This window comes from Streptomyces canarius (assembly GCF_014650735.1).
Taxonomy (GTDB): Bacteria; Actinomycetota; Actinomycetes; order Streptomycetales; family Streptomycetaceae; genus Streptomyces; species Streptomyces olivaceoviridis.
The window spans coordinates 1-13,778 of sequence record NZ_BMVN01000099.1 but is presented as its reverse complement, the minus strand read 5'-3'; the positions used below and the strand labels follow the sequence as shown (position 1 = coordinate 13,778).

The 13,778-nt window shown below is 71.3% G+C and carries 13 protein-coding genes and 4 pseudogenes; 7 read left to right on the top strand and 10 right to left on the bottom strand.

What is annotated here, in order from left to right; translation table 11 throughout:
• Positions 1-273: 273 nt before the first annotated feature.
• Positions 274-702, top strand: coding sequence for a VOC family protein (locus tag IE294_RS44715; protein WP_189895076.1), 429 nt, complete (start codon positions 274-276; stop codon positions 700-702).
• 48 nt (positions 703-750) lie between these two features.
• On the opposite strand, the pseudogene IE294_RS48680 reads toward IE294_RS44715, so the two are convergent.
• Positions 751-873, bottom strand: a pseudogene (locus tag IE294_RS48680) (serine protease); the annotation flags it as partial.
• Between IE294_RS48680 and IE294_RS48675 the strand changes: the two are divergent.
• Positions 865-1,220, top strand: a pseudogene (locus IE294_RS48675) (IS630 family transposase); the annotation flags it as partial. The pseudogenes IE294_RS48680 and IE294_RS48675 overlap by 9 nt on opposite strands.
• Before the next feature lie 577 nt (positions 1,221-1,797).
• On the opposite strand, the gene IE294_RS44710 reads toward IE294_RS48675, so the two are convergent.
• Positions 1,798-2,721, bottom strand: coding sequence for an ion transporter (locus IE294_RS44710; RefSeq protein ID WP_189895075.1), 924 nt, complete (start codon positions 2,719-2,721; stop codon positions 1,798-1,800).
• A 162-nt stretch (positions 2,722-2,883) separates the two neighbouring features.
• Here IE294_RS44710 and IE294_RS44705 point away from each other — a divergent pair, with 162 nt between their 5' ends.
• A complete protein-coding gene (locus tag IE294_RS44705) occupies positions 2,884-3,105 on the top strand; it encodes a twin-arginine translocase TatA/TatE family subunit (RefSeq protein WP_189895074.1) in 222 nt (73 codons plus the stop codon).
• A 41-nt stretch (positions 3,106-3,146) separates the two neighbouring features.
• Here the strand turns inward: IE294_RS44705 and IE294_RS44700 are convergent, their stop codons facing one another.
• Positions 3,147-3,413 (bottom strand): GlsB/YeaQ/YmgE family stress response membrane protein, encoded by a 267-nt coding sequence (locus tag IE294_RS44700; RefSeq protein ID WP_189895073.1) that lies wholly within the window; start codon positions 3,411-3,413, stop codon positions 3,147-3,149.
• Positions 3,414-3,754: 341 nt separating this feature from the next.
• On the opposite strand from IE294_RS44700, the gene IE294_RS44695 reads away from it, so the two are divergent.
• Positions 3,755-4,183, top strand: a complete 429-nt coding sequence (locus IE294_RS44695; protein WP_189895072.1) for a hypothetical protein — start codon at positions 3,755-3,757, stop codon at positions 4,181-4,183.
• Between the two features lie 112 nt (positions 4,184-4,295).
• On the opposite strand, the gene IE294_RS44690 is transcribed toward IE294_RS44695, so the two are convergent.
• The 5 genes and pseudogenes from IE294_RS44690 to IE294_RS44670 all read right to left on the bottom strand — a co-directional run bounded on the left by IE294_RS44690 (position 4,296) and on the right by IE294_RS44670 (position 9,018).
• Positions 4,296-5,099: an alpha/beta fold hydrolase gene (locus IE294_RS44690; RefSeq protein WP_189895071.1), complete on the bottom strand. Its 804-nt coding sequence runs from the start codon at positions 5,097-5,099 to the stop codon at positions 4,296-4,298.
• 30 nt (positions 5,100-5,129) lie between these two features.
• Positions 5,130-5,446: pseudogene (locus IE294_RS44685) on the bottom strand (IS256 family transposase); the annotation flags it as partial.
• A 154-nt stretch (positions 5,447-5,600) separates the two neighbouring features.
• Positions 5,601-6,149, bottom strand: coding sequence for a GNAT family N-acetyltransferase (locus IE294_RS44680; RefSeq protein WP_189895070.1), 549 nt, complete (start codon positions 6,147-6,149; stop codon positions 5,601-5,603).
• A gap of 178 nt (positions 6,150-6,327) precedes the next feature.
• The gene (locus IE294_RS44675) at positions 6,328-6,855 is read right to left on the bottom strand and encodes a DUF6584 family protein (protein ID WP_189895069.1); all 528 of its coding nucleotides are present in this window, start codon (positions 6,853-6,855) and stop codon (positions 6,328-6,330) included.
• Between the two features lie 225 nt (positions 6,856-7,080).
• Positions 7,081-9,018: an AfsR/SARP family transcriptional regulator gene (locus IE294_RS44670; RefSeq protein ID WP_189895068.1), complete on the bottom strand. Its 1,938-nt coding sequence runs from the start codon at positions 9,016-9,018 to the stop codon at positions 7,081-7,083.
• A gap of 137 nt (positions 9,019-9,155) precedes the next feature.
• Between IE294_RS44670 and IE294_RS44665 the strand changes: the two genes are divergently transcribed.
• Positions 9,156-10,034 carry an alpha/beta fold hydrolase gene (locus IE294_RS44665; protein ID WP_189895067.1) on the top strand — a complete coding sequence of 293 codons (879 nt, stop codon included), beginning with the start codon at positions 9,156-9,158 and terminating at the stop codon, positions 10,032-10,034.
• Between the two features lie 345 nt (positions 10,035-10,379).
• Here IE294_RS44665 and IE294_RS44660 read toward each other — a convergent pair whose 3' ends face one another.
• Positions 10,380-11,201: a DUF1963 domain-containing protein gene (locus tag IE294_RS44660; protein WP_189895066.1), complete on the bottom strand. Its 822-nt coding sequence runs from the start codon at positions 11,199-11,201 to the stop codon at positions 10,380-10,382.
• Between the two features lie 426 nt (positions 11,202-11,627).
• Positions 11,628-12,614, bottom strand: coding sequence for an alpha/beta fold hydrolase (locus IE294_RS44655; protein WP_189895065.1), 987 nt, complete (start codon positions 12,612-12,614; stop codon positions 11,628-11,630).
• Positions 12,615-12,754: 140 nt separating this feature from the next.
• Between IE294_RS44655 and IE294_RS44650 the strand changes: the two are divergent.
• Both IE294_RS44650 and IE294_RS44645 read left to right on the top strand, forming a co-directional pair.
• A pseudogene (locus IE294_RS44650) lies at positions 12,755-13,357 on the top strand (helix-turn-helix domain-containing protein); the annotation flags it as partial.
• Positions 13,358-13,430: 73 nt separating this feature from the next.
• Entirely contained in the window at positions 13,431-13,541 is a 111-nt protein-coding gene (locus IE294_RS44645) for a hypothetical protein (protein ID WP_229918107.1), read from the top strand.
• Positions 13,542-13,778 lie beyond the last annotated feature (237 nt).

Below are 13,778 nucleotides of genomic sequence, written 5' to 3'. Positions count from 1 at the left end.
CGACTACCAGCGCAACCAGCTACGGGACGACGCCACCATCCTGCTCTTCGAATGGCGACCGCGTTCGCAGTAATGCGGCGAGCCCCCGTTTCCGGCACCTGGGGGCAGGCGCTGCCGAACGCGTCACGTGGGCAGCGTGGCCGGCCGTCGACGGGGTCGCTCGTACTGCTTCAACGCGAAGAAGTGGAGCTGGAAGGACCCGACGGAGCCGCGGGTGGCTTCCGCTGCGGAAATCACCGGCAGAGCCCCAGGTCCCCTTGGTACGGTGCACCGATGTCAGCGATCAGGACGTTCCAGGTCACCTTTGACTGTGCGGAACCCGAGCGCCTCGCCCGTTTCTGGTGCGAGGTGTTGGGGTACGTCATACCGCCGCCACCCGAGGGGTTCGCCACTTGGGACGATTACCAGCGTTCGCAGCCACCGGAACAGCGCGATTCATGGTTCGCTTGCGTTGATCCCTCAGGTGTGGGCCCACGGCTGTACTTCCAGCGCGTCCCCGAAGGGAAGACTGCCAAGAACCGGGTGCATCTTGATGTGCGGGTCGGCACCGGACTCGTCGGTGCGGAACGCCTCGCCGCACTTGAGGCCGAATGCGCGCGACTGATTCCGCTCGGCGCGGTACACGTGCGAACGCTGTACGACGGCAATGACTCGTGCATCCCGATGCTGGACATCGAGGGCAACGAGTTCTGTATCGACTGAGCACATGAGGCGGGAGTCATCCCCTTCTGGGTGCGGCGAGACACGAGGTCACCGTGCCCTTGCCTTGTGGATCCAGCCCGCATACGCGGGCGCGCTGGTGTAGAGCCCCGGGCCCTCGCCGCAGCGCACTCCCGGGGCACCGGGGCCCGAAGTGACGCCTATGAGGCCACAGGGCCCGGCCGCCGGCCGGCGACCCACCGCCGCATCCACGGCGTCACCTGCTCCCACGGCTGCCACTCCGTCGGCGACGACCGTCTGTGGGGCGTCAACCGCCGCCGCAAGGGCACCGCCAACACCCTGGACCCACTGAAGTCGATCCGCGCCGCCCGCCCCGACGGAGCCCCCATCCATGGCTCTCTTCGGCCCGCTGCGCCAGTTCCCCCTGGCCGGCTCCCACCATCCGAACCACACCGTCCAGACCCGGACCCTGCACGCCTGCCTGCGTTGGCGCGACACCAACGCCCGCCCCCGACGTACTGGCCGCCCAACGCCGACACCCTCTCGACGCGGCAGCTTGAGCAACCCGGCGGCCTTCTCGGCCACGGCATCAGGTCAGTCGCGGTGCCACCTCAGCTGCGCCCCACTCCATGGCCTCTCCGACATGCTCCGCCGCGACAGGCACCACAGGGCGTAAACGGTGAGTCCTGTCTCGGCGAGCTGCCCGAGGTCGTCGACGACGCTCGCCGCCGGTGGGCGCGGCGCCGCCGAGCGGCCGTCCCGGCGGTGGGACCGCCGCAGGGACACCGGGTGGAGCAAGGAACGCGGCCGAAGCGAGAGTCGGGCGATCAGCGTTCTCAGTGCCGGCGAGGTCACGCAGGCGGCGCCGGACACCGGCGACCTCTGCGGCGTCGGCGCCGTGCCGCACCAGCCATCGCCGAACCGCAGCAAATCGGCGATGGCCACGACGTCCCGTTGGACGTCCATCACCAGAAGCGCGCTGTTCGCCACGCTTGCCGGGAGGTTTCGGAGATCTTCGCAGCGTCGCGCCGCAGTGCCCCATGACTCATCCGACACGATCTACGGTGATGCCCCCATGCACCGGCAAACGGCCCAACCGGTCGCACGGACACGGCCCACCACCTCACCTCACTGCGGTTACGCGCGCCCGCTCGGGGTGGGGACAGTCCGCTCCGCTTCGACGGCCGGTGACGCTGACACGTGGATGAGCTCGAGTTCGAGGTCGTCCAGGGCGCGTCGGGCTGTGGCGATGCGGTCGAGGAGTGCCTGCTGTTCGGACGGAGCGGGTGCCGGGCGGGGCGCTGGTGCTGACGGGGCCTGCTCCATATCTCGGGCTTCCTCCAGGGAGGTCAGGACGACGCCGATGAGGACGTTGACGAGGACGAAGGAGGCGAGCAGGACGTAGGAGGCGTAGTAGAGGAGGCTGAGGCGGGAGATTTCGAGGCCGGAGTGGACGGCGTCGCCGATGCCGTCGAGGGTCATGAGCAGGAAGAGGGTGAGGGCGGCGCGGCCGACGGAGCCGTAGTGCTGCGGGTCGTGGTGGGCGAAGAAGACCCAGCCGACCATCGCGTACACGTACAGCAGCAGGGTGCCGACGAGCAGGAAGCTGAGGGTGCCGGGCAGGCTGCGGGCGACGGCGACGAGGACGATGCGCAGCTGCGGCAGGAACCGGGCGGTGCGCAGGACGCGGGCCAGTCGCAGCAACCGCAGGACGGTGGTGTTCTCCCGGACGACGGGCAGGAAGGTGCTCAGTACGACGGCGAGGTCGAAGAGGTTCCACGGGTCGCGGAAGAAGTGTAGGGGGCGGTCGGCGTGGGCACCCAGGCGCAGCAAAATCTCTATGGTGAAGGCGGCCACGCATGTGTGCTCGGCCAGGCTTGTCCAGCTGTGCCAGTCGCTGACCACGCTTGAGTAGGTCTCTGCGCCCAGCAGCGCGGCGTTGGCGAGGATCAGGCAGAAGACGGTGACCGCGAACCACCGGGCCTCGGTGATGGCCCGGCACCATCGCGCCGTCGAAGCCCGCGCCGGGGCGTGCCGGACCGTGGGGACGCTGTCCGTCATCCTGCTGTGTTCCTTCGCGCAGCACACTGTTCCCGGCCATCCGGGCTGGAAGGCGGGCTTGTTGAGCGATCATGCTCTACGGCAAACTTCTACAGCAATGTAGATGTCGGCGGGGTGCCGGGTGCTGGGCTCGGCCGCCGTCCGTGGAGAGGGAGCAGTCTGATGTTCGGCCTGAGCGAGCTGGCGCTGATCCTCCTCGTGGTGGTCGTCGTTCTCGGCATCAAGAAGCTGCCCGAGCTGACGCGGTCCGCGGGCAAGGCGGCACGGATCTTCAAGAGCGAGGCCAAGGCGCTGAAGGAGCGGGAGCCCGCCGGGCCGCCGCCTTCCGGACCGGCCGTGGAAGCCACCGTCCACCAGCGCGACGACGGGTCCCCACGCGTCTGACGCCGCGCTGCTGGACGGATGGTGCCGGCGGGTGCGGAGCGTCAGTCCCGCGAGTTGCCGAAGAGCAGGCGGTAGCCGATCAGCAGGACCAGCGCACCGCCGATGGCCGAGCCCCACGTGGCGAGGTCGAAGAACTCCCGCTGGACGGGACGGCCGAGGAAGGTCGCCGACAGCCAGCCGCCGAGGAACGCGCCGGCGATGCCGATGACGGTGGTGCCGATGCATCCGCCGGGGTCGCGTCCGGGCAGGACGGCCTTGGCGATCGCCCCGGCGAGAAGACCCAGAACCAGCCACGCGATGACACCCACGTCGCTCCCTTCGTCGGCCCCTGGGCAGGGGACGGAAGTGTGTCGCGGACGGCGTAGCTTCTACAACCGTGTAGATGATGTGCGGTGGCCAGTTCTTGCCGCGCGAATCCCCAAGGGAGTTCGGTACGGGGGCGTTCACGGTTCAACGGCGGAGCCTGACATGGGCAGAGACGGCACGCACCTGCCTTTTCCTTCAGAGCCGGAACACCGCACCGGCAACCACCGTCCACAGGATCTGACCGGCAACTGACCCAGGGGCCTGAGTAAACGTACTCAGGCCCCTGCTGTGAGCCTTTGAAAGGCTTACTCGCATGAAAACCCCTCACACAGAACCTCGGCCGGTGATGTCGCAGGCGGCGGGAGCGGCCGCCACCGGCGCGCTGCTGTCCTTCGCCGCCTGCCGGGCACTGGCCTTGACCCAGCGTCACCGCGAACAGACATGCGCGTCGACCGACGGCATGTGCTTCACCTGGTGGGACCTGGCCACCCTCCCTCTCATCTTCGCGACGGCCTCGGTCGTCCTTGCCGTCGTCTACAAGGCACTGGGCATCGGTCCCAGGATCGTGGTCGTCCCGCCGAGCTTGCTCCTCGCCCCGCTCCCACTCGCCGCCGGGCAGTCGGTTGGCGGCTGGGCGGCTGCCGCCATGGCGGGTGGAGTATGGGCCTGCTCCGTGGCACTGGCCGCGCGGGATCACCACCGAGTGCTTGGCTTGACACTGGCAGCCGCGGTTCTGCTGACCTCTGTGATCGTTCTGTACCGCCCGAGTTGACGATGATCGGCCCACACGCGGATTGCATTGGAGCGTGAGTAACTGTCAAGACCTCTGGAGTGGTGGCGCTGTGTGGGTCTGCCGTTGGTGTCGTTGTGGCCGTGTGGCAGTGTCAGGCGAGGCCCTGGAGGAAATCCGAGAGCGCGGTGTGCAGGATCCCAGGCTGTTCCAGGTGCAGGTCGTGGCCGGTGCCGGGGATGCTCATGGCCATGGTGGCCGGTCGCTGCCGGAGCATCTCGTCGGCTTCCTGCGCGGGGACGAAGCTGGACTGGGCCAGGACGACCAGGGTGGGGCACGCGACCTGCCCCCACTCGTGCCAGAAGGAACGCCGGGCGTTCTCCGTCAGCGAGCGGACCATCACGTCCCGGTCGAAGCGAGGCCGCCATCCGCCTTCGCGTTCCTCCAGCCCGGCCGCCCAGCCTGCGCCGACCGGTCCGCCGCCGAGGAACGCGGCTGCCGCTTCGCGTGAGGGGAACGGTGTCGGCCATGAGTCGAGCCATCCGCCGATGTCCGCAGGACCGTTCGGGTTCGGGCCGCCGGGGCCGGCCTCGACGAGTACGAGCACGCCGACGGCTTCGGGATGTGCGGCGGCGGTGAGCATGGCGGTGTGTCCGCCCAGCGACTGGCCGACCAGGACAGGCTGTTGCAGCGCCAGCTGATCGACAACGGCGATGACGTCGGCGACGTAGGCGGCGCGGGAGACGTCCTGCGGGTGGCGCTCGCTGGCACCGTGTCCGCGCTGGTCGACCGCGACGACCCGATACCGGGAACTCAACCTCCGTGCCAGCACGTCCCATTCACCCGCGTGACCGGCCAGGCCGTGCAGCAACACGATGGGCCGTCCCGGCCCGCCGCCCCAGTCCCGGCAGGAAAGCCGGACACCTTCTCGCACCACCACGTGTTCAGACCATGTCACGTCGGCCCCCAGGGAATCGGTTGGCCTCGATCATGCCGTAACCTCCTCGGGGCGCTCGACGAGCCGGCCGTGTTCAAGCGGGCCCCGGCCCGGTCGAGGGCGACGAGGTGGGGCGCGTTCACGGCCTGCCACCGCTGCTGGGCGGAATCGACGCGCTGAAGACCATCGCCAGGGACGGCGGTGCGGGAGCCGGCACCGCGGGTGACTCTGGTCCGCAGCCGGACGATGGCGAACGTGGACTCGATCGGATGTGTGGTCCGCAGACGAATCCAGTGCTCGGCCGGAAAGTCGTAGAACGCCGGCAACTGCTCTCGATCATCGGTCTTCTTGGGAGACTTCGCGTCGTAGGTCCACTTCACGGACATCGAGCACCTGGAATTCGAGCTGTGGCAGCCGCGCCCTGAGCAGCCGACGAGCCCCGGTCCGACCGAGCGCTCCACTTGGCGGATGTCCGCTTGAACTGGGAGGCTGAGCACCCGGGTTGGCGGGCAGGTGGGACCGTCAGCCGCCGGTCCGCGGCCGATCGGCGCGGTAGAGGTAGTGGGTCCGGTCATCGACCGGGTTGTCCGGCTCCAGGTCTCCGACGCCGACCCGGCGCAGCCCTGCTCGCTCGAGCGCCCGCCACGAAGGCTGATTGGCTGCCACCACCGGGACGAGAATGCACGAGGCGGCCGGGTGCTCGGCCCAGGTGCGCACGATGACCGAGTGGAGCATCGCCGTCCCGATGCCCTGGCCGGTCTGGCGCGGATCGCCGATCAGGTAGTCAATGGTCATCGCGCCGTCAGGTACGTGGACGATGGCCGCCAGCGCGGCCGCATAGTCGGGGTAGTCGCACAGGCGTGAACGTTGTACGAGACCGACCGGACGCCCTTCAAGAAACGCGAGGAGGTCCTCCGAGGGCTCCTCGCCTCGGGCGGCGGGCCCGAAGTCACGCGCCACCGCTTCCACGGTGGTCTCGTGGTTCCACCAACGCTTCACATGGGGCTGCTGGAGCCACCGCCGCAACAGCGGGAAGTCCTGCTCCTCGACCCGACGCCAAGAGATCTCCATGAGGCCGCTCCCGGAATGTCCACGACTCCTCGCAGGCTAGGTGCTGCGCGGACCGGCCCCAAGGTCACCGCCAACCCAAACGCCCGGTCCGCCACGTGGAATGCTCGGTCACACCCGGATGCGACCGAGCGCTTCGGTTGGCCTGCCCGGCGCTCCTCCCAAGCCCCGGTGACCTGAGTCAGCCGAAGAGGGCAACGAGTCCGTTCACCCAGATCGCGAGGAACACAAGGGCCGCCACCAGGCAGCCGCAGACCGCCGGCACACCGCCGACCGTCCACGGCTCGCAGGGCCCCTCGTGATTGCCTTCCAGGTCGTCCTGGTAGGAGGCGGGGTCGTCCCAGCCGACGGGGTGCCCCAACTCCCCGGCGCAGGCGGTCCGCACCGCGACCAGCTGCTCCTCCGCGAAAGCGGTGGCGGCCTTCGCCTCGGGTCCCTGCCGGGCGAGGGCCTTCATCCGCCACCCGGGAGACCCGTACCGCGCCCCGAAGGCAGCGGTCTCGTCAGCGTTCCGGTCCTCTTCGAGGTACATCCAGCGTCCAGCCTCGGCGGCATCGCCGTAGAGCCGGTACACCTCGGCCAGACGACGGCGGAGCATCAGACCGTGGGGGAAGGACGAGACGAGACCCCGCAGGCGCTGGCGCGCGACGGGAACCCGGCCGGCGGCCAGGTCTGCATCGACTCGGGCAAGGGTCTCTTGCAGGGGCATGAACGCATGATCGGGTACCGTGCTGACCTACGTCGACCTGGTTTCGTCGCTCAGCACTCGGTCGCTCATGACGGCATCGGTTGAACCTCACCGAGACGCCACACGCCAGTTACGGGACAGTCCTTATGGCCTCACCTCAACACATATGGCTGGGCCAGTCCGGCGTTCCGTTGCCCGGTCAAGGCGGCACGGGCAGGTGGGGAACGGGTTCGCGGACGATGTCGGTCATCTCGTGTCGGCGCATGCCTCCGCCTCCGCCAGGTACCGCGCCACCGGCCCCAGTGTCAGCATCCCGCTCGCCCCGCCCGCGTGTTCGGTGCGGGCCGGGCGCAGGACCGTAGCCGCGCGGGCGGCGACCGGGCGCTCGCCGAGGCGGGCGGCGGCGTGGGCGGTCAGGCACCAAAGTGCCTCCTGCATGTGGTCAAGGGGTGGTTCGGGCGTCATGGTCAGGGCGGTACGGGCCTCCTCGGCCCGGTGTTGGGCGAGCAGTACCAAGGGCTGCGCCCAGGGGCGGTACGGGCCCCAGTCGAGGGCGGGATCGGTGGGCGCGGGACGGCCGTGCAGGAGACGAAGGCCCAGGAGGGCGAGGGCGAACAGGCCCCGGTGCAGCCCCGGCATGCCCGCAGTCCCGGCGAGAACGTCCTCGGCGGCGCGGTAGTGCGCCGCGGCCGTGGCGGCGGCCGGCCCGCCCGGTGCGGCGCTGCGGGCGGCCGTGACCCGGGCCCGGAACCAGGCGGTGAGTACGGGGACGAGAGAGGCCTCGGTGCTGACGGCGAGCTGCTCGGCGGCCTCGGCGTGCGCGGTCGCGGCGTCGAGGTCGCCGAGAGCGGAGGCGGACTGAAGGCGGATGAGCCGGCCGAGCACGGCGAAGTTCGGCAGCTCGTGCCGGGTGGCCAGGTCGAGGATTTCGGCGCCGATCACGTCCCGCGCCGCGGCGAGGCCGGGCCGGGTGAAGGACTGGAGGAACACGCCGTTGAGCGCGAACACCAGCAGGGCGGGATCGCCCAGCTCCCGGGCCAGCGCCTCGGCCTCGCGCGCCGCCTGTCCGGCGCGCCTCGGTGCGGTGCCGGACAGATCGGCGCTGCGGCTCTCGACCGCGACGGTGGCCAGCAGGCGGGCGCGCAGTTCGGCGGGACCGTCGGTGCCGAGCGCGGTGAGTGTCCGCTCGGCCGCCGCGACGACGGCGCGGGACTGCTCGGGATCGTCGGCCCGGCTCCACAGGGCAGGTACGTCGTAGGCGCCGATGACCCGGGCGGTCAGGGCGATGTCTCCCGTGCGCTCCGCCGCCTGGACGGCGGCGAGGCGGTCGCGCCGCGAGTGGACGAGGGCGCCGCCACCCGCCAGGGCCAGGGTGCGGGCCAGCTCGACGGTGGTGCGCGGGCCGAGCCGCACTCCGGCGGTCCACACCGTACGCGCGGGCTGGAGCGTCGAGGCTCCGCGGAGGATGTCCGTCTCCAGGCGCCGCAGGTCGGCACCGGGGTCGAGCCCGAACTGGTCCACAAGCATCGTGCGGGCGCGGCGGAGGGTGGCCAGCGCGTCCGCCTGACGACCCGCCCGGTGCAGTGCGCGGGCCAGCAGCCCCCAGGCCGGCTCGCGCCAGGGGTGTTCGGTGACGTGGGCGCCCAGTTCGGCGACCAGCTCGGCTCCCGCGCCGGAGTCGAGCAGGAGGCGGGCGCGCAGCTCCACCCCCTCCAGCCTCAGCTCCTCCAGCCGGGTCCGCTCGCGCTGGGCCCAGGCGGAGCCGGTCACGTCGGCGTAGGCGAGGCCGCGCCAGGCCGCGAGGGCCGCGTCGAGCTCGGTGAGCGCATCGGGTGTACGCCGGGCGCGGGCCAGGGCGTCCTCGAACCGGTGGACGTCCACGTTGTCGCGCGGGAGGCGCAGCGCGTAGCCGGGGCCTTCCGTGACGAGGACGCGCGGCGGGGTGCGGGGCGGCCGGTCGGGTTCGATGGCGCGGCGCAGCGCGGCGACGAACGTGCGCAACGCACCCACGGCGCGCACCGGCGGCTCGGCCCACAGGTCGTCCACGAGGGTGTCGGTGGCGACCATCCGGCCCCCGGCGGCGACGAGCCGGGCGAGCACCTCGCGGTGGCGGGGTCCGCCCAGGTCGACCGGTGTGCCGTCGTCGCGGAGGGCCCGCACCGCGCCGAGTACGTCGATTCGCATGCCCTCCATCTTCCGTGCCGCCGGTCCGCGGCGTCGAAGCGTACTGATCGGCTGCTGATCGCCGTCGCCCACGCTGGTCCCGTCGGTCCTCGGGCCAAGGATTTCGTCGGTCCACCGACCCCAGGAAGGGGATTTTCATGACGCACGCGATTCCCGGTTTCGACCAGGTACGGCTGCCCGGCACGGACGGAGTGGAGCTGGCTGCCGCCGTCGGCGGCAGCGGCAGCCCGGTCGTGCTGCTGCACGGCTTTCCGCAGACCCACCTGATGTGGCGGCACGTCGCCGAGCGGCTCGCCGGCGAGCACACGGTGATCTGTCCCGACCTGCGCGGCTACGGTGCCAGCGACAAGCCGGCGGCCACCGGCCCCGAGGTGTACTCCAAGCGCGCCATGGCCGCCGATGTCGTCGCCCTGGCGGCGGCGCTCGGGCATGAGCGCTTCGCCCTGGTCGGCCACGACCGGGGCGCCCTGGTCGCCTTCCGGGCGGGGCTGGACCATCCCGAGACCCTCACCCACCTCGGCATCCTCGACGTCCTGCCGACGCTGGACATGTGGAACGTCCTGCACGGTGTCCCGGCGGCGGTCGGCTACCACCTGTTCCTCATGGCGCAGCCTCCGGGGCTGCCGGAGACGATGATCGCCAACAGCGCCGATGCCTACTTCGGCTCCTTCCTCGACGCCTGGGCCGGCGATCCGGCCGCCGTGCCGGAACCGGTCCGGGCCGCGTACCTGCGGGCGAGCGCGGCGGCCGTGCCGTCGATCGTCGCGGACTACCGGGCCTCGGCGGGCATCGACGTCACACACGACCAGGCGGACCGGGACGCCGGTTCCCAGCTGGCCATGCCCGTGACGGTCGTCCAGCAGGACTGGGGCGCGCGTCTGGGCTACGACGCCGCCGCCCTCTGGCGCGCGTGGGCGCCGGACCTGGACCACCGGCTGACCGGGGCGGGGCATTTCATGGCCGAGGAGGCGCCCGAGGAGATCACGGGGGCGATCCGCGACCTGCTGGGCCGCTGAGCCCACCGACCGGGCCACGGGCGGCGGGCGGGCCCCGCGATCGCGGCGCCGGACCGGCCCCGTGTTCCCGGCGCCGGTCCGGCCCCGCGATCCGGCGACCGCTGACCGGCCCGCCTCCCTGCGGCCGCTGCCGCGGCTCGGGAACTTCGACGCCGCCCACCGGGGCGTGGCAAGCGCCTCACGGGTCTACGGCCGCATCCCTTCTTCGGGCGGGGTGGACCGGGGCCGGGGGCGACACCCGTTCCGGGCAGACCGATCGTCACGGTGGCGGCACGGACCCGGGTGGCGTGGGCGGGGAGGGCTGCTGATGAGTGCTGGGGAGCCGGTCGTCCCCGTCCCGCACGGTCAGGCCATTTCGACGTAGCGGTGGACCCGGTCGAAGCGCCGGTCCGCCAGGTCCCGGTGGCGGATCACCCAGTGGGCCACGCCGGAGTCCAGTTCCGTGACGTCGTCGCCGCACCTCCAGGTGGCCAGGAGAGCCCAGTCGTCGGCGCCCTCTGCATGGGCCGTACCGCCTTGTTCGCAGGGGCCGGCCTCCTCGGGATCACGGGCGTCGTGGACGGGGTCGTTCTGGGGCGAGACCGGATGGCCGCCGATCTGCAAGGCCCAGGAAGGGCGGTAGCCGCCCCCGTCTGCCCAGGCGTCGGCGAGTTCGTCGGCGAGTTCGAACTGCTCTTCCTCGGGGAAGTCGCCCCATCTGTCGAGGGCGAAGCTCTCCGGCATCTGCGCGCTCGGCTGGTGCCACACCGTGCGGAGTTCACGCGGCCGGTACGGCCCGCGCCGGCTGTGTTCGAGAGGGCTCGGGGTAGCCGGGGCCCCGGCGGGGACGTACAGCACCGCGTCGGACACCTGCCCCCCGATACCGTGGACATCGGTATCGGAGAAGAGGAGCAGGTGGCCGTCGGCGGGCAGCGGAAGGTTGGTGGCGCCCGGCGGGAGGGCCGCGAGGTCCACGCAGGCCACGAAGGGATCGGACGGCCTCGGCACGCCGTGCGGCAGCAGGGGGTCGCCGCCGACCCGGGCCACGAGGGGACCGTCACCGCCCTCCGCCAAGTACACCGCCGGCAGGGTGACACGTATCCATTCCTCCACCTCCTCCGACGGCAGACCCCGGGATGCCGCCTCGGCCCGGAAGCGGATCAGTCTGTCCACGCGCGCGTCGGTCACCGGGCCACCCTAACGGCCTCCCGGACGGGCAGTGGCGGAGCCGAACTCGCTTGGCGACAAGACAATTTGACGCTCCTGACCTCTGAAGACGTGATGTCGGCAGCGGCTGACGATGTGCGACCGGCGCGGTATGCCGGTTGTGTGAGACATCCGCGAGGTGGCGGGCTGACGCCCGAACGGCAGGCGTTCCGCGAGCGGATCCGGCGGGAGGCCGCCGAGCGATTCGCTGCCCGTGCCCCCACCCCGCACGCCGACCACCCGCCCGGTCCTGCTGCGGGCCGGGCTCCTCGGCGAGGCTGACCAGCCCATGCGGTTCTCCGTCTCCGGCCGGCCGACCCGCACTCCGTCCATCACCACTGCGGTGCCGTCGCTGCCGCATCGGGCACCGCGCCGGCGCGCGGACTCCTACGCCTGCGTTGCCTGGTTTCAGCCCTGGAGGGTGGCGAGCCAGTCGATCAGCAGGCGGTTGACCTCGTCGGGGCGCTCTTGCTGGATCCAGTGGCCGCAGCCGTCCAGGAGGTGGGAGGCCGACAGGCCGGGGAGGGTGGTGGGGTGGTTGTCGATGGCGTCGGACATCCAGGTGGTGGAGGCGTCCAGGGCGCCGCCGACGAACAGGGACGGCTGCTTGATCGGGGCTCCGCGGTACGGGGCAAGGTCTTCCCAGTCCCGGTCCATGTTGCGGTAGCGGTTGAGCGCGCCGGTGATCCCTGTGCGCTCGAACTCCCCGGCGTAGACGTCGAAATCGTCCTCGCTCAGCCAGGTCGGGAGGACTTTCGTGGGGAAGCGGTCGCGCAGCCGGCCGCCGCGGGTGACGAAGTGCGGGTCGGGCTCGCCCCGGGCGGGCATGGTGTCGGCGGACAGGGCCGCGTAGAAGCCCGCGAGCCAGCCCCGGACGTCGGGCTCGATCTCCGCCTCGGCGCGGCCGGGCTCCTGGAAGTAGGAGACGTAGAACTCCTGCTCGGGGCCGCCGATCCGGCCGAAGATGTCGGTGGGGCGGGGGCCGCCGGGCGGCGCGTAGGGGACGCTGAGCAGGCCGACGGCGCGGAAGATCTCGGGGTGGAGCAAGGCGGAGGCGGCGGCGATGTTGGAGCCCCAGTCGTGGCCGACGACCACCGCGCTCTCCTCGCCGAGGCCACGCACGACGGCGACGTTGTCCTCCACCAGATCGAGCATGCGGTAGGCGTCGGTCGCCTCCGGCTTGGAGGAGCGGCCGTAACCCCGCACGTCGATCGCCACCGCCCGGTAGCCGGCCGCGGCGAGGGCCGGGAGCTGGCGGCGCCAGGAGTACCAGGACTCGGGGAAGCCGTGCACGAGCAGGACCAGCGGGCCGGTGCCCTGCTCGACCAGGTGCAGACGCCCGGCCGGGGCCTCCACGGTGCGGTGGCGGAACTCGGCGGTCGGCTCGAACTGCATGGGGTTCTCCTCGGTTCGCGGCGGACGCGGCTACCCGTCGATCATGCGGCGCAGCGCCCGCCCGACGCGATCAGCCTTGCCATTCTGGCAACCTTGCAGGACAGAGCGGTGGAGCGGCACGGCAAGAAGGAGCGTGAAGGGTGGCAGCCGACGACGTGGACGGCACACTGGCCGCGATGGGGCCCCGGTTGCGGGCCGCACGCGAGCACCACGGCGCGACGCTCGCCCGTGTCAGCTGCACGACCGGCATCTCGACCAGCACGTTGTCCCGGATCGAGACCGGCCGACGCAAGCCCACCCTGGAGGTGCTGCTGCAACTGTCGAAGGAGTACGGCGTCTCCCTGGACGAGCTGGCCGGCACGGCACCCGCCCCCGCGGCCACGCCACGCGCCACGGCGCCGCTGAGCTTCGGGGATGACAAAGCGGTGCTGCCGTTGACCCGGTACGTCGGCGGCCTGCACGCCCACAAACACGTCCTGCCCGCCCTCAAGGACCCGCCCGCGCGGCCCCGTCAGGTCTCCCACGACGGCTACGAGTGGCTGTGCGTCCTGTACGGGAGACTGTGGCTGGTGCTCGGCGACCAAGACCTCATCCTGACACCCGGGGACGTCATCGAGTTCGACACCCGCACCCCGCACGGGGTGGCGAACCCCAGCCCCGGCGGTCCGGTCGAGTACCTGGTCATGTTCGGACCGCAGGGCGAGCGCCTACGGCCGCGCACCCCTCCAGCCGCTGCTCGCGGGACTGGTCACAAACAGGCTGCGCGGACGGGCGACCTCGGAGGCGGTGTCCACGGCCGCCCTGGAACCCGAACTCATGGAGCACGCACCGGCCTTGGCTCGGGAGAAGCTCTTGGCGAAGACCGGCCTCCGGCCGAAAAACGTGGGGGTGGTGGAACTCAATGAGGCGTTCGCCTCACGGCCGTAGCGGTCATCCGTGACGCGGGGCCCGACCCTGACTGGATCGATCTTCTCGAGTTCGTCAGCGAGCATGCCGAGCTCGGCCAGGGCTTCGTCCTCGCGGTCATCCGGATCGCTGAGGATCTCGGACTCGCTGACGTGCCGGCCGCAGTGGTGAAGGGTCCGCAGTGGCTTTGTTCATGAGAACGGGTTCTGGTCCACTTCTTGTGGTGTGGTGACGGGTTGTCACGAGGTAGGGGCGTGA